The sequence below is a fragment of the Rhodococcus sp. BP-332 genome, from assembly GCF_019836065.1.
GTDB lineage: Bacteria > Actinomycetota > Actinomycetes > Mycobacteriales > Mycobacteriaceae > Rhodococcoides.
Genome location: NZ_JABUEC010000001.1, coordinates 454,465 through 474,193, shown reverse-complemented (window position 1 = coordinate 474,193; position 19,729 = coordinate 454,465). Strand labels below are relative to the sequence as shown.

The 19,729-nt window shown below is 69.1% G+C and carries 20 protein-coding genes; 16 read left to right on the top strand and 4 right to left on the bottom strand.

Annotation, left to right across the window (positions count from 1 at the left end; translation table 11 throughout):
- Positions 1-28 precede the first annotated feature (28 nt).
- Complete coding sequence (locus HQ314_RS02200; RefSeq protein ID WP_056444928.1) at positions 29-799, bottom strand: trans-aconitate 2-methyltransferase; 771 nt, start codon at positions 797-799, stop codon at positions 29-31.
- Positions 800-921: 122 nt separating this feature from the next.
- Here HQ314_RS02200 and HQ314_RS02195 point away from each other — a divergent pair, with 122 nt between their 5' ends.
- From HQ314_RS02195 to HQ314_RS02175, 5 genes are read left to right on the top strand one after another with little or no spacing between them, the layout of a single operon-like run.
- Entirely contained in the window at positions 922-1,842 is a 921-nt protein-coding gene (locus HQ314_RS02195; protein WP_222649176.1) for a DMT family transporter, read from the top strand.
- A complete protein-coding gene (locus HQ314_RS02190) occupies positions 1,835-3,076 on the top strand; it encodes a winged helix-turn-helix domain-containing protein (RefSeq protein ID WP_222649174.1) in 1,242 nt (413 codons plus the stop codon). The genes HQ314_RS02195 and HQ314_RS02190 overlap by 8 nt, the downstream gene beginning before the upstream one ends.
- Before the next feature lie 26 nt (positions 3,077-3,102).
- Positions 3,103-3,876 carry an FAD-dependent thymidylate synthase gene (gene thyX, locus HQ314_RS02185; protein ID WP_222630876.1) on the top strand — a complete coding sequence of 258 codons (774 nt, stop codon included), beginning with the start codon at positions 3,103-3,105 and terminating at the stop codon, positions 3,874-3,876.
- Positions 3,877-3,933: 57 nt separating this feature from the next.
- Positions 3,934-4,890 carry a 4-hydroxy-tetrahydrodipicolinate synthase gene (gene dapA / locus HQ314_RS02180; protein WP_081821173.1) on the top strand — a complete coding sequence of 319 codons (957 nt, stop codon included), beginning with the start codon at positions 3,934-3,936 and terminating at the stop codon, positions 4,888-4,890.
- Positions 4,890-6,914 carry a ribonuclease J gene (locus HQ314_RS02175; RefSeq protein WP_082544490.1) on the top strand — a complete coding sequence of 675 codons (2,025 nt, stop codon included), beginning with the start codon at positions 4,890-4,892 and terminating at the stop codon, positions 6,912-6,914. The genes dapA and HQ314_RS02175 overlap by 1 nt, the downstream gene beginning before the upstream one ends.
- A 78-nt stretch (positions 6,915-6,992) precedes the next feature.
- On the opposite strand, the gene HQ314_RS02170 is transcribed toward HQ314_RS02175, so the two are convergent.
- Positions 6,993-7,766, bottom strand: coding sequence for a sulfite exporter TauE/SafE family protein (locus tag HQ314_RS02170; protein ID WP_027505113.1), 774 nt, complete (start codon positions 7,764-7,766; stop codon positions 6,993-6,995).
- A 36-nt stretch (positions 7,767-7,802) separates the two neighbouring features.
- On the opposite strand from HQ314_RS02170, the gene HQ314_RS02165 reads away from it, so the two are divergent.
- The 3 genes from HQ314_RS02165 (at position 7,803) to HQ314_RS02155 (ending at position 12,569) form a co-directional block, all read left to right on the top strand.
- Positions 7,803-8,432, top strand: a complete 630-nt coding sequence (locus HQ314_RS02165; RefSeq protein WP_222649173.1) for a TIGR03085 family metal-binding protein — start codon at positions 7,803-7,805, stop codon at positions 8,430-8,432.
- A 66-nt stretch (positions 8,433-8,498) separates the two neighbouring features.
- A complete protein-coding gene (locus HQ314_RS02160; RefSeq protein WP_200933806.1) occupies positions 8,499-11,216 on the top strand; it encodes a DNA translocase FtsK in 2,718 nt (905 codons plus the stop codon).
- Positions 11,217-11,480: 264 nt separating this feature from the next.
- A complete protein-coding gene (locus HQ314_RS02155; RefSeq protein ID WP_081821174.1) occupies positions 11,481-12,569 on the top strand; it encodes a TerC family protein in 1,089 nt (362 codons plus the stop codon).
- A gap of 76 nt (positions 12,570-12,645) precedes the next feature.
- Here the strand turns inward: HQ314_RS02155 and HQ314_RS02150 are convergent, their stop codons facing one another.
- Positions 12,646-12,930, bottom strand: coding sequence for a YciI family protein (locus tag HQ314_RS02150; protein ID WP_027505116.1), 285 nt, complete (start codon positions 12,928-12,930; stop codon positions 12,646-12,648).
- Between the two features lie 37 nt (positions 12,931-12,967).
- Entirely contained in the window at positions 12,968-13,450 is a 483-nt protein-coding gene (locus HQ314_RS02145) for an amino-acid N-acetyltransferase (protein ID WP_027505117.1), read from the bottom strand.
- 284 nt (positions 13,451-13,734) lie between these two features.
- Between HQ314_RS02145 and pgsA the strand changes: the two genes are divergently transcribed.
- From pgsA to recA, 8 genes are all read left to right on the top strand, one after another.
- Entirely contained in the window at positions 13,735-14,289 is a 555-nt protein-coding gene (gene pgsA, locus HQ314_RS02140; RefSeq protein WP_235578939.1) for a CDP-diacylglycerol--glycerol-3-phosphate 3-phosphatidyltransferase, read from the top strand.
- A 201-nt stretch (positions 14,290-14,490) separates the two neighbouring features.
- Positions 14,491-14,841 carry a helix-turn-helix domain-containing protein gene (locus HQ314_RS02135; RefSeq protein ID WP_027505119.1) on the top strand — a complete coding sequence of 117 codons (351 nt, stop codon included), beginning with the start codon at positions 14,491-14,493 and terminating at the stop codon, positions 14,839-14,841.
- A gap of 161 nt (positions 14,842-15,002) precedes the next feature.
- A complete protein-coding gene (gene pspA, locus HQ314_RS02130; protein WP_027505120.1) occupies positions 15,003-15,821 on the top strand; it encodes a phage shock protein PspA in 819 nt (272 codons plus the stop codon).
- 31 nt (positions 15,822-15,852) lie between these two features.
- Complete coding sequence (locus HQ314_RS02125; RefSeq protein ID WP_261781337.1) at positions 15,853-16,692, top strand: hypothetical protein; 840 nt, start codon at positions 15,853-15,855, stop codon at positions 16,690-16,692.
- Between the two features lie 198 nt (positions 16,693-16,890).
- The gene (locus HQ314_RS02120; RefSeq protein WP_222649171.1) at positions 16,891-17,064 is read left to right on the top strand and encodes a hypothetical protein; all 174 of its coding nucleotides are present in this window, start codon (positions 16,891-16,893) and stop codon (positions 17,062-17,064) included.
- Between the two features lie 34 nt (positions 17,065-17,098).
- Positions 17,099-18,277 carry a glycosyltransferase gene (locus tag HQ314_RS02115; RefSeq protein WP_222649169.1) on the top strand — a complete coding sequence of 393 codons (1,179 nt, stop codon included), beginning with the start codon at positions 17,099-17,101 and terminating at the stop codon, positions 18,275-18,277.
- Between the two features lie 35 nt (positions 18,278-18,312).
- Positions 18,313-18,507, top strand: a complete 195-nt coding sequence (locus tag HQ314_RS02110) for a DUF3046 domain-containing protein (protein WP_027505125.1) — start codon at positions 18,313-18,315, stop codon at positions 18,505-18,507.
- A gap of 166 nt (positions 18,508-18,673) precedes the next feature.
- On the top strand, positions 18,674-19,720 hold the full coding sequence (gene recA, locus HQ314_RS02105; protein ID WP_027505126.1) for a recombinase RecA: 1,047 nt from the start codon (positions 18,674-18,676) through the stop codon (positions 19,718-19,720).
- Positions 19,721-19,729: the final 9 nt, after the last annotated feature.

The following is a 19,729-nucleotide window of genomic DNA, read 5'->3' as shown; positions in this document are numbered from 1 at the left end:
TATCCGTTCGGCCGCACCGTCCTGCTCGTCAGCCGTTCCGCACCACCGCGACGACGAAGACGCGTCGGAACGGGAAGAAGGTGGTCCCGTCGGATCGTGCCGGGTAGGCCTCGGCCAACAACGGAGCGAGGTCGTCGCGGAACTCGTCCCGACCCTTCTCGTCGAGGAGGTCGAAGATCGGGGTGAGAGCGGTGCCGGAGACCCAGTCGAGAACGGGCCGGGCACCACGGAGTTGCTGGACGTACGTGGTCTCCCAGGCGTCCACGGCGCAACCCCGGGCGGCCAGCAGGTCGGCGTACTGCTCGGGATCGTCCACGGCGTTCGCGTGCCGCAGCTCGAGAGTGGGAAGTCGCGGTGCCCAGGCGTCCGATGTCGCGAGGTCCCGGATGATGCGGTGCGACGGTGCATCGAAATTGCCGGGCATCTGGACGGCGATCACGGCACCGTCCGGCAACTGGCCGGGCCAGCGCGCCAGCAGTTCCCGGTGTTCGGGCACCCACTGCAGAGTCGCGTTGGAGACGACGACGTCGGTGTCGGAGGACGGCACCCAGTCCCGCACGTCGAGCACGGTGGCGTCCAGACCGGCAGCGCGCGCGGCCGCGACCATGTCCGGCGAGTTGTCCGACGCCTCGACGGCGGCGTCCGGCCAGCGGTGCGCGAGCAACGCCGTCGCATTGCCCGGGCCGCAGCCGAGATCGGCGACGCGCCGGGGACTCCCGACAGAGATGCGTGCGAGCAGTTCGCGGAACGGACGGGTGCGCTCGTCGGCGAAGGTGAGGTAGTCGGACGGGCTCCACATGATGGCTCCTTCGACGGGCTGGCAAACAGTACGCTTGTACTGTTACGCACGTTACGCCGGAGTGAGCAGTACTGTCCACCGGCGCTACGGTCGCTGGACACGTGAGGGTGAGGAGGCTGCCGGTGCCGCACACGAGTGCGCCGCGATCAGGTGTGGCGTTGCTCGTCGTCGCCGCCGTGCTGTGGGGGACCGGCGGTGTTCTCGGAACCGCGCTGGGTCGCTCCGCGGACCTCCCGTCCACCGCGGTCGCCGCGTACCGGCTCGGCCTCGGCGGGCTGATGCTCCTCGCGGTCGTGGCCGCGACCGGGGGCGTCCTGCCGCGCGGCCGACCTGTGTGGCGTCGCATCGCCGTCATCGGAACACTCGCCGCGGTCTTCCAGGGTGCCTACTTCGCGGCCACCATCACGGCGGGCGTGGCGGCCGCGACCCTGGTGACCATCGGGTCGGCTCCCGTGGTGGTCGTCCTCGTGGAGTCGCTGACGGCACGTCGCCGCCCGGCGGGTGCCGTCGTGCGGACCGTCGTCGTCGGTGTCGCGGGGCTCGGGCTGCTCGTCGGTTCCCCGGCCGACGGCGATCTGCGGTCCACCGTCGTGGGCGGCGCTCTGGCGGTGGTGTCGGGCAGTGCGTTCGCGACGATGACCCTCGTCGGTCGTCGACATGCCGCGCAGGGCGACGACACCGTCGTCACCGGATGGTCGTTCGTGCTGGGCGGGGCGCTGCTCGCGGTGGCAGCGACAGCCACGGACCGCACGGCGCTGCTCCCGGTCGTGTCGGTGACGAGCATTCTCCTCGTGCTCAGCTTCGCCCTCGTCCCGACGGCTGTGGCCTACAGCGCGTACTTCCGCGGACTGCGGACCGCGGCGGCGTCGACGGCGGCGGTCGTCGCACTCCTCGAACCTCTCACCGGTACCGTCCTGGCAGTGATCCTGCTGGACGAACGACTCACGGCGGTGGGCGCCGTCGGTGCGGTGCTGCTCCTGGTGTCCGTCGTCGACGCCGGAGTGACCCACGCCCGGACGAACGCGGGCGGTGCCCATGCGTGAGCTGTCCGCGGCGGCAGCGCGTCGCACGGCCGTCGCGGCCCAGGGCTTCGGTCGAGCGCGGTCCGGTGCGGTCTCCGGCAGGCGCGCGGTGGCGGGTGTGGTGCGCTCGACGAAGTTGCTGCAGATCGATTCGGTGTCCGCGGCGGTGCGGGCGCACTACGCGCCGGTGTTCAGTCGTGTCGGCCCCTACGACTGTCAGGCGCTGGACGATGCGGCGTGGACCGACACGGCGCGATCGCCGCGCCTGCTCGTCGAGTACTGGGCGCACGAGGCGGCATTCCTGCCCGTCGCCGACTGGCCGCTGATGCGGTGGCGGATGGATCAGTACGAGCACGGTCGGTGGGGCGGCGCCGCGAGGGTCGCTGCGCGCAGTCCCGGACTGGTGGAGGACGTGCTCGACGCGATCCGCGACCAGGGGCCCGTCACCGCGCGAGAGCTCGAAGTTCTGTTGGATCGCCGGAGACCCGGCCCCAAGGGGCCGTGGTGGGACCACAGTGACGTCAAGGTGGTGTGCGAACAGCTCTTCGCCGGCGGCGTGTTGTCGGTACCGCGGCGGGAACGGTTCACGAGGCTGTACGACCTCGCCGAGCGCGTGCTGCCCCCGGACGTCGTGTCGCGACGGGTGGACGAGGTGGACGCGGTGCGTCAGCTCGTCGAGAAGTCGGCCGAGGCGATGGGGGTCGCCACGGCGGCCGACCTGCGCGATCACTACCGGCTGTCGGCGGCCCAGACCACTCGGGCCGTGGCCGACCTGGTGGACGCGGGCGTGCTGGTGCCCGTGACCGTGACCGGGTGGCGGGATCAGGCCTTCCTGCATCGAGACACCCGGGTACCGCGGTCGGTCGAGGCGGCCGCACTGCTGTGCCCGTTCGACCCGCTGATCTTCGGGCGTCCGCGCACCGAGCGTCTCTTCGACTTCCACTACCGCATCGAGATCTACACGCCCGAGCCGAAGCGGACGTACGGGTACTACGTCTTCCCGTTCCTGCTGCACGACGAGCTCGTCGCCCGCGTCGACATCCGGGTCGATCGCTCCGCCGGAGTGCTCACGGTGCCCGGTGCGTTCACCGAGCCCTCCGTCGACGCCCGCGGCCGCCGTGGCGAGGTGGCGGCGGCGCTGGCCGCGTCGGTGACGGAGATGGCGCGATGGCTGGACGTGGCCGACGTCGTGGTCGGTGACCGTGGTGATCTCGCGGCCGACCTGGGCCGCGAGGTACGCGCCGTCTCTCGATGACTCCGCCACCCCATAGTCTGTGTCGAATGTCCCAGCGTCCAGTGTCAGAGCATCGAGCCGGTGCCCCGTTGTCCGTTCAGCTCGTGGCCGCGACGTCCTTCACCCCTCCGTCGGAGGTGCCGTGGGAGACCGACGCCGACGGCGGTCAGGCGTTGGTCGAGTTCGCCGGCCGGGCCTGCTACCAGAGCTGGTCGAAGCCCAATCCGCGCACCGCGACCAACGCCGGGTATCTCAACCATCTACTGGCCGTGGGGAACTGGTCGGTGTTCGAGCACGCGTCCGCGAGTTTCTACATCACCGGCATCTCACGATCCTGCAGTCACGAGTTGATCCGGCACCGCCACTTCTCCTTCTCTCAGCTCTCCCAGCGTTCGGTGTCCGAACGCGACGCGCTGATGGTCGTGCCTCCAGCTCTCGAGTCCGACGCGACGTTGCGTGAGTTGTTCCAGAATGCGACCGACTCGTCCCGTGCCGCGTACGACGCGTTGCTGTCCGCACTCGAAGCGGAGACCGGTGCGGACTCGCCTGCGGTCGTCGCCGGGAAGCAGGCGCGGCAGGCCGCGCGCTCGGTGCTCCCGAACGCCGTGGAGACGCGCCTGGTGATGACCGGGAACTACCGGTCGTGGCGGCATTTCGTCACCATGCGGGCCTCCGAGCACGCGGATCTCGAGATCCGACGGCTCGCGGTGGCCTGCCTGCGGCGCCTCGTCGAGGTCGCACCCGACGTCTTCGCCGACTTCGAGATCGAGACACTGGCCGACGGAACGGAAGTCGCCAGGAGTTCGTACGCGGGGGAATAGGCGGCGCGGGTCGTGGGGGTCCGGCGGCCGGACGGGGACCGGGTAACCTTCCTGACCATGACCATCGGTGACACCGCGAGGACTGTCGACGCTGCGGGGACTGTCGACACTGCGGCACGAGTGCAGACGAGCAGCACGCCCTCGCCGTTCGGTGCCGTCTCCGTCGCGATGGTGACACCGTTCACTCCGGACGGTGCTCTCGACATCGACGCCTCCGTCGCACTGGCCGCGCATCTGGTCTCGAGCGGGTGCGACAGCCTCGTGATCTCGGGAACGACGGGCGAGTCGCCGACCACGACGGATCGCGAGAAGGCCGACCTGCTGCGCGCCGTGGTCGCTGCCGTCGGAGATCGCGCTCGCATCGTCGCCGGCGCCGGTACCAACGACACCGCGCACAGCATCGAACTCGCTCGTGCCGCCGCCGACGCCGGGGCACACGGACTGCTCGTCGTCACCCCGTACTACTCGCGCCCGCCGCAGGCCGGCCTGTACGCCCACTTCGTCGCCGTGGCCGACTCGACCGATCTGCCCGTCATGCTGTACGACATCCCGCCCCGCTCGGTGGTGCCGATCGAGACGGAGACGTTGCGTCGCCTCGCCGATCATCCGCGCATCCTCGCCGTCAAGGACGCGAAGGGCGACCTCGCCGCGGGAGCCGAACTCATCGCCTCGACCGGTCTCGAGTACTTCTCGGGCGACGACCCGCTCAATCTGCCCTGGCTGTCCGTCGGGGCCGTCGGCTTCGTCAGCGTCATCGGGCACCTCGTGCCCGGCAAGCTCCGGGATCTCCACTCCGCCTGGGCCGCGGGCGACATCGCCGCAGCGCAGGCCATCAACGTCGGTCTGCTCCCGATCGTGCGGTCGTTCGCCCGACTCGGCGGCGTCACGGGCTCCAAGGCGGGCCTTCGACTTCTCGGCATCGACGTGGGGGAGCCCCGTCTGCCACAAGTTCCACCGTCCACCGATCAGATCGATGCTCTGGCAGCCGATCTTCACCGTGCAGGAGTTCTTTGATGACTCGACCGCCCAGGCGGCGCAGTGCCACCCGTAGTGCCGGACCGCCCGCGGAACTTCCTCCGCAGGAACAGCAGCCCGCTCCTCCTGCACCGAAGGCCGAGGCCGCGCCCGTGCAGGATGCCCCCGCGGCGCAGGCGCCGGCGAAAGCCGCTCCCGTGAAGGAGGCGCCCGTGAAGGACGCGCCGACCGGCCGCGACCGCCAGTCGGGCGGCTCGCGATCGTCGAACGGCAACTCGGGCTCGGGTGGGGGCCGCGGTCCTCGGTCGCGTCCCGCGCGCACCCCGCAGAACTCCGCTGCCATCCAGCGACCCGATGCGCGCACGGTCGTGGACAAGACGCAGCGACTCGGAGCTCCGCCCAAGGCACCGAAGAACGGTCTCCGCATCGTCGCTCTCGGCGGCATCGGCGAGATCGGCCGCAACATGACGGTCTTCGAGCACAAGGGCAAGCTGCTCATCGTCGACTGCGGTGTGCTCTTCCCCGAGGACGCACAGCCCGGTGTCGACCTGATCCTCCCGGACTTCCGTCACATCGAGAACCGGATGGACGACGTGGTCGCCCTGGTGCTCACCCACGGTCACGAGGACCACATCGGTGCCGTGCCGTTCCTGCTGCGCCTGCGCCCGGACATCCCGGTCATCGGCTCCAAGTTCACGTTGGCGCTGCTGGCGGCGAAGTGCCGTGAGCACCGCCAGAAGCCGAAGCTCGTCGAGGTGCGCGAGGGCGAGAGCACGAACCACGGACCGTTCGAGCTCGAGTACTTCGCGGTCAACCACTCGATCCCCGACGCGCTCGCCGTCGCCATCCGTACCGATGCCGGTGTCGCGCTGCACACCGGCGACATCAAGCTCGACCAGCTGCCGCTCGACGGCCGCCTGACCGATCTCGGCGGGTTCTCGCGACTCGGCGACGAGGGTGTCGACCTCTTTTTGGTGGACTCCACCAACGCCGAGGTGCCCGGATTCGTCACGCCCGAGCGTGAGATCGGCGGTGTCCTGGACACGGTCATCGGCAAGGCCAGGAACCGCGTGATCGTCGCGTCGTTCGCGAGCCACGTGCACCGCATCCAGCAGGTCATCGACGTCGCACACCGCTACAACCGCAAGGTCGCCTTCGTCGGGCGGTCGATGGTGCGCAACATGGCCATCGCCCAGGAGCTCGGGTACCTGACGGTGCCCTCGGGTGTCGAGGTCGACATGGACACCGCGACGAAGCTCGCGGACGACAAGCTGGTCCTGGTCTCCACCGGCTCGCAGGGCGAGCCGCTCTCCGCGCTGTCCCGGATGGCGCGGGGTGAGCATCGTCAGATCAACATCCGTGCCGACGACCTGGTCGTCCTCGCGTCGTCGCTGATCCCCGGCAACGAGAACTCCGTGTTCGCCGTCGTCAACGGGCTCGCGAAGCGTGGCGCCAAGGTGGTCACGCAGCAGAGCGCCAAGGTGCACGTCTCCGGCCACGCGTCGGCCGGCGAGCTGCTGTACCTCTACAACGCGGTCCGTCCCACCAACGCGATGCCCGTGCACGGCGAGTGGCGGCACCTGCGCGCCAATGCCGCTCTCGCGGTGTCGACGGGTGTGCCGGAGGAGCGCGTGGTGCTGGCCGAGGACGGCGTCGTCGTGGACATGGTCGACGGCCTCGCCGAGATCGTCGGCCAGGTGCCGGTGGGCCACGTGTACGTCGACGGCCTGTCCGTCGGCGACGTGGGCGACTCGACGTTGTCCGACCGCCTCGTCCTCGGTGAGGGCGGCTTCATCGCCATCACCATGGCCGTGGACACCACCACCGGCAAGTCCGTCGGCACTCCCGAGGTCTCGGGTCGCGGCTTCTCCGACGATCCCGCGGCACTGAAGGAAGCGGCGCAGCTGGTCGAGGCGGAGTTGGTGCGTCTCGCCGGCGAGGGTGTGCGGGACACGCACCGCATCGCGCAGTCGGTCCGCCGCATCGTCGGTCGCTGGGTGGCGGACAAGTACCGCCGCAAGCCGATGATCGTGCCGACCGTGCTCGAGGTCACGCCGAGCTGACACGGTCGCACTCGACAGGCCGGCCCCGGGGACACCCCGGCGCCGGCCTGTCGTGTCTCTCGCCCCGTCGTCGGCCGGCTAGGCGAGCAGGTTGTACAGACCGACGAGGCCCAGCAGGACGATGCAGGCACGCAGCACCCGCGGTGACAGACGCCGGCCGTACCGTGCTCCCACCGCGCCGCCCATCAGGGAGCTGACGGCGATGAGACCGGCTGCCGCCCAACTGATCCGGTCGAAGGCGAAGATGATGAACGATGCCGCCGCCACGACGTTGACCACGAGCGACAGCAGATTCTTGGCCGCGTTCATGCGCTGGATGTTCTCCGGCAGCAACGCTCCCATGACGCCCATCAGCAGAATGCCCTGGGCCGCGGTGAAGTAGCCGCCGTAGACACCCACGGCGAACGTCCCGATCACCAGCAGCACGAAGCGTCCGCGGCCGATCCCGGCGGCGGTGTCCGGCTCGGAGCGCTTCTGTGCCCAGGCCTGGATGCGGGGGCCGGTGACCACCAGGACCAGCGCCAGGATCAGCAGCACCGGAACCACGGCGGTGAAGGTCTTCTCGGGCAGGTGCTGCAGGAGCCAGGCACCGAGCACGCCGCCGAGCAGCGATCCGGGGAGCTGCCAGCGCAACCGCGACCACTGGCCGCGTAGTTCGCGTCGGTAGCCCCATGCGCCGGAGGCGCTGCCTGCCACCAGTCCGATCGCATTGCTCATGGTCGCCGTGACGGGTGGGTAACCGAAGGCGATGAGAGTGGGGAACGTGATGAGCGTTCCTGACCCGACGACGGCGTTGATGCCACCGGCGGCGAACCCCGCGAGCAGCACGAGGACTATTTCGGAGACGGGCACACCGGCGACCGTACGACACGGCTAGATTCGTGTGTCATGAGCCTTGCGCACGACGAACGTCTGGAACTGGCCGACACGATGGCGAAGGTCGGTCCGGACGCTCCCACCCTGTGCGGTGACTGGACCGTCCGGGATCTCGCGGCGCATCTGGTGATCCGCGAACGCCGCCTCGATGCGGCTCCGGGCATCTTCCTGCCGCCGCTGGCGGGGTACACGCGCCGCGTGCAGGACTCGGTCGCCGCGGGGGAGTGGGTGGGCCTCGTCGACGACGTGCGCACGGGACCTCCGGTGTGGTCGCCGTACAAGCTCCTCGACGCGCAGATCAACCTCGGGGAGATGTTCGTCCACCACGAGGACGTCCGGCGGGCCGACGGATCCGCACCGACTCCGCGAGAACTGAGCGCCGAGATGCAGACCGCCCTGTGGGGTCTGCTGGGTCTGCTCGGCCGTGTCGCCTACAGGGGAGCCCCCGTGGCGGTGGACGTGGAGACCCCGGACGGTCGTCGGCGCACGTTCGGGAAGAAGTCGGCCTCGCGCCGGGTGGCGCTGCGCGGGGATCCGTCGGAGCTGGTGCTGCACGCGTTCGGCCGCGATGCGGTGGTGCTGGAGTTCGACGGCGACCAGGCGGACGTCGCCGCGGTGAAGGGCCTCGACCGCGGCGTGTGACAGCGGGCGAGCTGTTACTGGTGTTGCGGATGGTCCGGATGGGGTCGACCGACTAGCCTGACGGGTATGGCAGGCAAGACGAGTACGCGCGCGTCCCGATCCGGCGCGGCCGGATCGAGCAAGGCAGGCACCGGCACGAGTGGTGCCTCCACCGGACGCGGGCGGACGGTCACGACGCCGCGCAAGCCCACCGCCCCCCGGTCGTCCACCGGGCGCACCCCGGCGACTCGCTCGTCCGGTACCGCACGGTCGTCGTCCGGAGCCCGACCTCGCAGCGCCCCCAAGCGCACGATCTCGCCCGGTCGCGCGGCCCTGAACTCCGTGGGTCGCGGCATCGGCAAGGGGTGGGGCCTCGCCGCGCGCGGACTCGGTGCCACCACTCGCACCGTCGGCAAGGCCGCCGACATCGAACACGGCCACCGCCGCGACGGCATCGCCCTCGGGTGCCTCGCGGTCAGCGTGGTCGTCGCCGCCGGTCTCTGGTTCTCGGCCGGTGGCCCGGTCGGGGAGTGGATCGAGATCGGGCTGCGCGCCGTCGTCGGCAGCGCGGCCATCCTGCTGCCGCTGCTCGGCATCGGCGTCGCCGTAGCCCTGATGCGGACCGAACCCGCTCCCGACGACCGCCCCCGGCTCGTCCTCGGGTCTCTGCTGGTCGGCCTGCCGATGCTCGGACTCTGGCATCTGGGTTCCGGATCACCGGACGACCTGGCCGGGCGTGCGTCCGGCGGCGGCTTCGTCGGCTTCGTCGTCGGCGGTCCGCTCAGCAGCGGGGTCACCGTCTGGCTCGCCGTGCCGCTGCTCCTGCTCGCGGTCCTGTTCGGCGTCCTTCTCCTCACCGGGACGACCGTGCGCGACATCCCCGCGCGTCTGCGGACCCTGTTCGGTACGGCGAACCGCGGCGACGAGTACAGCGACTACGAGGACTGGGAGGAGGAGTCGCACCTCGGTGACTTCGCACCGGACGGGTACGACTCCGCGGGCTACGGCTCCTCGTACGACGAGTACGACCCGGCCCTGTTCGACGCCGACGGCTACCCGGTCGACGAGAAGCCGGCGAGGTCGCGCCGCCGCCGATCGTCCGCGCCGGCCGACGCGTACCCGGTGGAGGAGTCGGCACCGGTGGACGACGCTCCCACCGAGTACGTGCCGGTGCCGCCGCCCGTCCGCACGCGTGCGAAGGAACCGGTGGTCGAGCCGACGCCGAAGCCGAAGCCCGCTCCGGTCGTCGCGGCGACTCCGCCGAAGCCGAAGGAGGACGACAAACTCGTCGTGGACCGCGTCGTCGACGGCGACTACGTCCTGCCCTCGCTGTCCCTGCTGATCGACGGCGATCCGCCGAAGACGCGCAGCCAGGCGAACGACGCGATGATCGAGGCGATCTCCGAGGTCCTCGAGCAGTTCAAGATCGACGCCGCCGTCACCGGCTTCACCCGCGGACCGACGGTCACGCGCTACGAGGTCGAGCTCGGACCGGGCGTCAAGGTCGAGAAGATCACGGCGCTCGCCCGCAACATCGCGTACGCGGTGGCCACCGACAACGTGCGTCTGCTGGCCCCCATCCCCGGCAAGTCGGCGGTGGGCATCGAGGTGCCCAACTCCGACCGCGAGATGGTCCGCCTGGCCGACGTGCTGACGGCGCCCTCGACCCGCAAGGATCACCATCCTCTGGTCATCGGCCTCGGCAAGGACATCGAGGGCGACTTCGTCAGCGCCAACCTCGCGAAGATGCCGCACCTCCTGGTGGCGGGCTCCACCGGCTCGGGCAAGTCGAGCTTCGTCAACTCCATGCTGGTGTCGTTGCTCGCGCGGGCGACGCCGGAGGAGGTCCGGATGATCCTCATCGACCCCAAGATGGTCGAGCTGACCCCGTACGAGGGGATCCCGCACCTCATCACGCCGATCATCACGCAGCCGAAGAAGGCTGCCGCGGCCCTCGCCTGGCTGGTCGAGGAGATGGAGCAGCGCTACCAGGACATGCAGGCAAACAGGGTGCGCCACGTCGACGACTTCAACAAGAAGGTGAAGTCGGGCGAGATCACCGCACCGCTCGGCAGCGAGCGCGTCTACAAGCCCTACCCGTACATCCTCGCGATCGTCGACGAGCTCGCGGACCTGATGATGACCGCGCCGCGGGACGTGGAGGAGGCGATCGTCCGCATCACGCAGAAGGCGCGCGCGGCCGGCATCCACCTCGTGCTCGCGACCCAGCGCCCGTCCGTCGACGTCGTCACGGGCCTGATCAAGACCAACGTCCCGTCCAGGCTCGCGTTCGCCACGTCGTCGCTGACCGACTCCCGCGTCATCCTGGATCAGCAGGGTGCGGAGAAGCTCATCGGTATGGGCGACGCCCTGTTCCTGCCGATGGGCGCGGGCAAGCCCACCCGTCTGCAGGGCGCCTTCATCACCGACGAGGAGATCACCGCGGTCGTCGACTTCGCCAAGAACCAGGCGGAGCCGGAGTACCAGGAGGGCGTCACCGCGCAGAAGGCCGCGGAGAAGAAGGACGTCGACGCCGACATCGGCGACGATCTCGACGTGCTGCTCCAAGCCGTCGAACTCGTCGTGACGAGTCAGTTCGGCTCGACGTCCATGCTGCAGCGCAAGTTGCGCGTCGGCTTCGCCAAGGCCGGCAGGCTCATGGATCTGATGGAGACGCGCGGCGTGGTCGGCCCGAGCGAGGGATCGAAGGCCCGCGACGTCCTGGTCAAGCCCGACGAGTTGGACGGGCTGCTGTGGTCGATCAAGGGCGGGGATCCGGGAGAGTCGGACAATCCGGACGAGTGACGGTGGCCCCGTTGTGAATTGACTCTCACGCTAGCTGAGTTTTACCTGTGCATTACCCTTCGCGTGCCTCCATACGGCCGGGGCTGTGGCATGGTTGTTCTCAGGAGGGGAGTATCCCCAGCTTGCGAAGGACCCGTCAGCACGATCGAGCCCTGCCTCGATCCGGGTCATCGGCAGACACAGTGGTCACACGAGACAACATCACTGGTTCTGTGGGAGAGACCTCCGGAGCCCACCCATGGACTACCGGAGGTAGTTGCTCACATGAATGTCTCGTCCACAGTCTGGATCGTCACCATCGTGGTGATCCTGGGACTCTTCGTCTTCGACTTCTTCGCTCACGTGAAGACCCCCCACGAGCCGACCTTCAAGGAATCGGCGACGTGGTCCGTCGTCTACATCACGATCGCCATCATCTTCGGCGGAATCGTGTTCTGGCAGTACGGCGCGACCTACGGCGGTGAGTACTTCGCCGGGTACGTCACCGAGAAGGCGCTCAGCGTCGACAACCTGTTCGTCTTCCTCATCATCATGACGACGTTCGCCGTACCGCGTCAGTACCAGCAGAAGGTGCTGCTCATCGGCATCGTGATGGCGCTCGTGATGCGCGGTGGCTTCATCGCCCTCGGTGCCGCGGCCATCAACAACTTCAGCTGGGTCTTCTACCTCTTCGGTGCGTTCCTCATCTACACGGCCTACAAGCTCATCAAGGAGGCCGGGGAAGAGGAGGAGAACGAGGTCCAGCAGGACACCAAGATCATGAAGTTCGCCAAGAAGATCCTCCCCACCACGGACGAGTACCACGGTGATCGTCTGACGGTGAAGATCGACGGCAAGCGCGTGGTCACCCCGATGCTGCTGGCCCTGGTCGTCATCGGTTTCACCGACATCCTGTTCGCATTGGACTCGATCCCGGCGATCTACGGTCTCACCACCGAGCCGTACATCGTCTTCACGGCCAACGCGTTCGCCCTCATGGGTCTGCGCCAGTTGTACTTCCTGATCGGCGGACTGCTCGATCGCCTGGTCTACCTGTCCTACGGCCTGTCCCTGGTACTGGCGTTCATCGGCGTCAAGCTCGTCCTCCACGCGCTCCACGAGAACGAGCTCGGCTTCATCAACGGCGGCGAGAACCTGTCGGTCCCCGAGATCAGCACCGGAGTGTCGCTCAGTGTCATCATGGGCATCCTGATCGTCACCACCGTGGCCAGCCTGCTCAAGACCCGCGGCGACGCGAAGCCCGCGGTGAAGGACGGCGAGACCGGAAGCCCGGTCCTCGGCGACGACACCACGGCCGCCTCGACCGGTACCACGTCGACCGGCGTCACGGACACCGAGCGCGACTCGCGCTGATCCGTCCCGCACGAGAACAGCCCGGCACCGAGAGGTGCCGGGCTGTTCGTGTGTCCGGCGGGTGCCGGAGGGCGGGTCACTCCGCGAGGACGCCCATCACCGGCTTCCACTCCTGGATCGCCACGGCGTCGACGAGCTTCTCCACCGCGAACGGGTCCTCGGCGAACAGTGTGCCCACCTGGTCCGCACTCTCACCCTTGACGATGATGGTGGCGCCGCTGTCGTCCGCGTACGGCCCCGCCACCACCACGATGTCGCGAGCGAGGAGATCCCGCAGCCAGTCGCGGTGCTCGGCGCGGACGCGGTCGCGTCCCTCGGCGGTGGCCGACGAGTACGTGTAGTTGACGAGGAAATGGGCCATCGATGTTCTCCTGCGGTGTGAGCGGGTGGTGGGTGATCTAGAGCGTGAGCAGCATGCGGGTGTTGCCGAGAGTGTTCGGCTTGACGTAGCTGAGATCGAGGAACTCGGCGACACCGGTGTCGTACGAGCGACACATCTCGGCGTAGACCTCGGCGGTGACCGGGGTCCCGTCGATCTCGGAGAACCCGTGGCGGGCGAAGAACGGCACCTCGAAGGTGAGCACGAAGATGCGGGAGAGCTGCAGTTCGCGGGCGACGTCGATCAACCGGGACACGATGAGGTGGCCCACGCCGTGACCCTTGACCGACGGATCGACGGCGACCGTGCGGATCTCGCCGAGATCCGCCCACAGCACGTGCAGCGCGCCGCAGCCGGCGACGACACCGTCGACCTCGGCGACCCAGAACTCCTGGACCGCCTCGTAGAGGGTCACGAGATTCTTCTCGAGCAGGATCCGGCCCGCGTAGATGTCGATGAGTCGCTTGATCTCCGGGATGTCGGAGGTGCGGGCACGGCGCAGGCGCACGCGCTCGGTGGTGGACCCGGACGCGGTCCGGACGTCTGCGCGATCCTGCGCCGCCCGGGAGTCCGTCTCCGGATCGAGGTCGGAAGTCATGGGGTGAACAGTAGTCATCGGGCGTACCGATATTGTGACCGTGTGTCCCGCGCCGGTAACTCACGTCACGTCCCGAGAGCGGGCTCGGCGACGTGAGCGCTCAGTACGACGTCGGTCGTGGCCCCGGTGACGCGTCCGCGCCGACGCCCGACGCCGTCGTCGGCTCGGGCCCGCTCACTCCGGCTCCACTGCTCAACATCGCCAACGTCCTGACCGTCCTGCGGATCGCGCTGGTCCCGGTGTTCCTGTGGGCACTGTTCGCGGACGGTGGCCAGGAGACCGGGTGGCGGCTCGCGGCCTTCGGGATCTTCGTCGTCGCGGCGATCACCGATCGCATCGACGGCCAACTGGCGCGCAAGCACGGGCTCGTGACGGAGTTCGGCAAGATGGCGGACCCCATCGCCGACAAGGCGCTGATCGGGGCGGCCCTGGTCGGACTGTCCATGCTGGGGGACCTGCCCTGGTGGATCACCCTCGTCATCGGTGCCCGCGAGATCGGCATCACGCTCCTGCGGTTCGCCGTCCTGCGGCACGGTGTCATCCCCGCGGGACGCGGCGGCAAGCTCAAGACCCTCGTCCAGAGCGTGGCCATCGGGGTCTACGTTCTGCCGCTTCCCGACGCTGTGATCCCGGCAGCGATGGTGCTGATGATCGTGGCCGTGGCGCTGACCATGATCACGGGACTCGACTACGTGGTGCAGGCGGTGCGGCCGCGGGTCCGGACACCACACGACGGGCGATGAGCCGTCCGGTGCTCCGCCGCGTGCGGATCGCGGGCGGGGGTTAGGGTTCTCTCACCCGTTCCGACGGGTGTCCACACGCGTAGCGGGAACCGATCGGACCGTTCCGGCGTTGTAGGTGGACGAGGGTCGAGCGACGGTGCACCGACAGGCGTTCCCGCGGTCGACCACGACGTAGTTCGAACACGATGAAGGAGGGGCCACATGGCGCTGCTCTTGCGTGAGGCATTGGGCGACAGTCTTCGCCGCACACGGGTCGCTCAGAGCCGCACGTTGCGCGAGGTCTCCAACACGGCGCGCGTCAGCCTCGGGTATCTCTCGGAGGTCGAGCGTGGCCGCAAGGAGGCGTCGAGCGAACTGCTCAACGCCATCTGCGATGCTCTCGACGTCCCACTGTCGGACGTTCTGTTCGATGTGAGCGAATCGCTCACGGACACGATGGCGAGTGCGGCCGCGTCGACGGGTGTTCCCGCCGAGCGCGGTGCGGCCCACATCTCGGACGAGACGCGCGTGGTCATCCCGGCCCCGACCGCGCGAGCACTCGCCGCTGCCTGATCTTCGCGTCCCGTTTCCGACCATTCGTGGTTCGACATGGGATCATGGCGGGTACCGATCACAGACAGACCGCGTGTCCCGGACACGCGCAGCAACACCGGCGGTGACGGTCGCCAGCCGGGTCGCGTACGCGGCGGATCACATGGAGGCAGGAAGAACCGATGGCCAATCCTTTCGTCAAGGGCTGGAAGTATCTGATGGCTCTGTTCAACTCCAAGATCGACGAGAAGGCGGATCCGCAGGTCCAGATCCAGCAGGCCATCGAGGACGCTCAGCGTCAGCACCAGGCGCTCTCGCAGCAGGCCGCGTCGGTCATCGGTAACCAGCGCCAGCTCGAGATGAAGCTCAGCCGCCAGCTCGACGAGGTGGAGAAGCTCAACGCCAATGCGCGCCAGGCCGTCACCCTCGCCGACCAGGCCAATGCGGCTGCCGACGTCGAGAAGGCCACCCAGTACACCAACGCCGCCGAGGCGTTCGCGGCCCAGCTGGTCACCGCCGAGCAGAGCGTCGAGGACCTCAAGGTTCTGCACGACCAGGCGCTCCAGGCCGCCACCCAGGCCAAGAAGGCCGTCGAGCAGAACGCCATGACGCTGCAGGCCAAGGTCGCCGAGCGCACCAAGCTGCTCAGCCAACTCGAGCAGGCCAAGATGCAGGAGCGCGTCAGCGAGTCGCTCCGCTCGATGGACTCCACGCTGTCCGCACCGGGCAACACGCCCAGCCTCGACGCCGTCCGGGACAAGATCGAGCGCCGCTACGCCAACGCGCTCGGCTCCGCCGAGCTCGCTCAGAACTCCGTGCAGGGCCGCATGATGGAGGTCCAGCAGGCGAGCGTCCAGATGGCCGGACACAGCCGCCTCGAGCAGATCCGTGCCTCCATGGCGGGCGACTCGCTCACCGCCGGCCCCTCCGCGGACGGCGTGTCCACGCAGAAGAACCTGTCGTCCCCGCAGGCGACCCCCGAGCCTCCTCAGGCCAACTGATCTGCCTGCACGAGACCCTCACGGAGCGTTGATGTCCGGACACGGCGACCCGCACCGACGGCAGATGTGGCACGAGCGGCCCGCTGCACCGCCCGAGGTGGGGCGCGCTGCCGACCTGGTGCGCGCTCGGGCTCGTGGCGTCGTCGACGTCACGCGGCCGTTCCTCGACGCCGCCAAGTCGTGGAACGACCCGCGGAAGAAGGCCGAACGGCGGATCCGTCGGACTCGCCGGCGGGCCACGCTCTTCGGTGCGGCGTCCGGGTCGATGGGCGTCGCCACCGTCACGGTGGCAGCCACGTCCGCACCCGACTGGATCGTCGTCGGGGGATCGGGCACCACGGTGTTGTTCGCGGTGCCCGCCGTGGCCGCGGCGGCGGCCTACCGACGGCTGCGGGCCCAGCCACTGCCGGCTGCAGCGCCGGTCCGCCGTGCTCTGCCTCCGGTGGGCTCCGCCGCTCGCGAGCCCATCGAACGTCTCGCGGCCGCCGAACGCAGTCTGCACGAGCTGACGGGCATCCTCGCTCGGTCCGGGGCGGTCGCCGCGGACGACGTGCACGACACGACCCGGATCGCCGCGGCCGCGTCGGCAGCCCTCACCGAGGTCGCGCACGACATCGTCGCGATGGAGAGAGCAGCGCTGGGAAGTCCGGCTGCAGCGGTCCATCTGTCCGGGTCCATCGGGTCCACCGCGGCCCGGTTGACGGACGGTGTGCACCAGTTCGACGGGCTCGTCGCCGCGGCTGCGTTGCTCACCGCGCCGGGCTCCTCCGGTTCGCTCACCGCACTCGACGCGCGACGGGACGCCCTCCAGTTCGCGTCCGATCGCCTCGAGGGCTGGGCATTCGGCCTCGAGCACCTGCAGAAGCCCTGACCTCGGCGGCGGTCTCACCCCGACCGCGACCCTGAGATCGACGTACCGTCCTCGGGGTCGACCCCGATCTTCACCCTGAACTCCGGGACGATTCGGTGTTGTGCCAGTTCGGTTCTGGCAGTGTCGAACTCGTCGACGGATCGCCGGTGAACTCCACCGCGGCCGGCGACGAGAGTCCCCGACGAGAAGGAGTTCGACATGTTCTGGAAGATTCTCGGTGCGATCGTTCTGGTGTGGATCGGCATCGTCGTTCTCGGCGCCCTGCTGAAGGCGCTGTTCCCCATGGTGGCGCTGGCCGTGGTGGGAACCGGTCTCTACTTCCTCTTCCGCGCGATGAGCGGCGATCGCGACTCGGCGAAGTCACCCTTCTGACGTCCCCGGTGCCGCGCTGACCTAGGCTTCGCCCATGCTCGTCGCGGTGGTCGCCGGCCCCGATGCGGGGCACGCCTTCCCTGCCATCGCGCTCGCGAAGGCGCTGACGGCCGCAGGAGAGGCGGCCGTGGTCTACACCGGCGATCGGTGGCTCGACGCCGCGCGAGCGGACGGGGTGGACACTCGCCTGCTGCCGGGACTGGAACCGCGGCCCGAGGACGACGACGCGGACGCCGGCCGCAGAATTCACGAGCGAGCGGCCCACATGTCCTCGATGCTGCTGCCGGTGCTCTCCGAGTCGGCTCCCGATCTGGTGGTCTCGGACATTCTCACGGCCGGCGGCGGTCTCGCCGCCGAGCGGCTGGGAGTTCCCTGGGTGGAACTGTCTCCGCACCCGCTCTACCGGCCCTCCGTGTCGTTGCCCCCGATCGGGAGTGGCCTCGCACCGGGCACGGGACTGCGAGGTCGGTTGCGGGACACCGTGATGCGAGCTCTGACCGACCGCTCCGTCCGAGCGGGGCTGGCGCAGCGCGCTCGGGCGCGCGAGGGCGTCGGTCTGCCCGCGTCGGACCCCGGCCCCGCGCGGCGCCTCGTCGCGACCATCCCCGCGCTCGAGGTGCCGCGGTCGGACTGGCCGGCCGAGGCGCGGGTCGTCGGTCCGTTGTTGTGGGAGCCGACGACCGCTCTCCTCGACCCGCCGCCGGGGACCGAACCGCTGATCCTGCTGGCACCGTCGACGGCCGCGACCGGCGCCGTGTCCATGGTCGAGGCCACTGTCGAGGCGGCGGCGGCCTCACGTGCGCGCGGCCGGAGTCGTCGACTGGTGATCACCACGGTGGACGACGTTCCGGCCGGTCTACCGTCCTGGGCGGTGGGCGGACTGGGGCGCCAGGACGCGCTGCTGCCGCTGGCGTCGGTCGTGGTGTGCGGCGGCGGCCACGGGATGTTGGCGAAGTCGCTGTCCGCCGGCGTCCCGGTGGTCGTGATCCCCGGCGGGGGAGATCAGTGGGAACTGGCCAACCGCGCGGCCCGGCAGGGAAGCGCCACGATCGTGCGTCCGGTGTCCGCCGACGCCGTGGCGGAGGCGATCGACCGGGTGCTGAGCGACTCGACGTACGCCGCCGCGGCAGGTCGCGCCGCGGCGACCGCCGCCGCGGTCGAGGATCCCGTCGCGGTGTGCCGCAGCGTGATCGTCGACTCCCGCCCGCGCTGAGGGGGAGCGCGGACGTCCCGGGTTACGGTGACATGGTGCGCCTGACCGACTTCCACGACCGTGTCGCCGAACAGTTCGGAACCGTGACCGGGGACTCGATGCTGGTCGACCACCTGCTGCTGAGCCTCGGGAACCGCACCGCCGCGCAGGCCATCGAGGACGGTGAGGATCCGAAGGACGTGTGGCGTGCACTGTGCGTCGAGTTCGACGTTCCCCGATCGCGGTGGTGAACCTCCGGCGTGTCGCTGGGTATCGAACACCTGTTCGCTTATAGTCGTGTGCAGAGTCGACGGGAATCGCACGGCAGCGGTTCTTGTCGGTACCCCCCTCTACCTTGGCGACAGATCGACGGGGTACAGACGCTTCGGGGACAAGAACTTCGAGAAGGAGACCATGATGGCTGCAGCTGCATACGATCGGGACAAGGCGCTCGATCTCGCGCTCGCGCAGATCGACAAGAACTTCGGCAAGGGGTCGGTCATGCGTCTCGGCGACGAGGCCCGTGTGCCCATCGCCGTCATCCCCACGGGTTCGATCGCGTTGGACGTCGCGCTCGGCATCGGCGGACTCCCGCGCGGCCGCATCGTCGAGGTCTACGGCCCGGAGTCCTCGGGTAAGACGACGGTCGCGCTCCACGCGGTCGCCAACGCACAGGCCGCCGGCGGCATCGCCGCGTTCATCGACGCGGAGCACGCTCTCGATCCGGACTACGCCGCCAAGCTCGGTGTCGACACCGACGCGCTGCTGGTCTCCCAGCCGGATACCGGTGAGCAGGCGCTCGAGATCGCGGACATGTTGATCCGGTCCGGTGCCATCGACATCCTGGTCGTGGACTCCGTGGCAGCCCTGGTTCCCCGTGCCGAGATCGAGGGCGAGATGGGTGACAGTCACGTCGGTCTGCAGGCCCGCCTGATGAGCCAGGCCCTGCGCAAGATCACCGGCGCCATCAGCTCGTCCGGCACCACGGTCATCTTCATCAACCAGCTGCGCGAGAAGATCGGCGTCATGTTCGGCTCGCCCGAGACCACGACGGGCGGTAAGGCGCTGAAGTTCTACGCATCGGTGCGCCTGGACATCCGTCGTATCGAGACGCTCAAGGACGGAACCGACGCAGTCGGTAACCGCACCCGCGTCAAGGTGGTCAAGAACAAGGTGTCGCCGCCGTTCAAGCAGGCCGAGTTCGACATCCTGTACGGCAAGGGCATCAGCAAGGAAGGCTCGCTCATCGACATGGGTGTCGAGCACGGCTTCGTGCGCAAGTCCGGCTCCTGGTTCACCTACGAGGGTGATCAGTTGGGCCAGGGCAAGGAGAACGCACGCAAGTTCCTGCTCGAGAACACCGACATCCGTGACGAGATCGAGAAGAAGATCAAGGAGAAGCTCGGCATCGGTGCAGACGTGCGTACGCCCGACGAGGCCGTCGCTGCTCCGGTCGACTTCTGACAGCAGGTC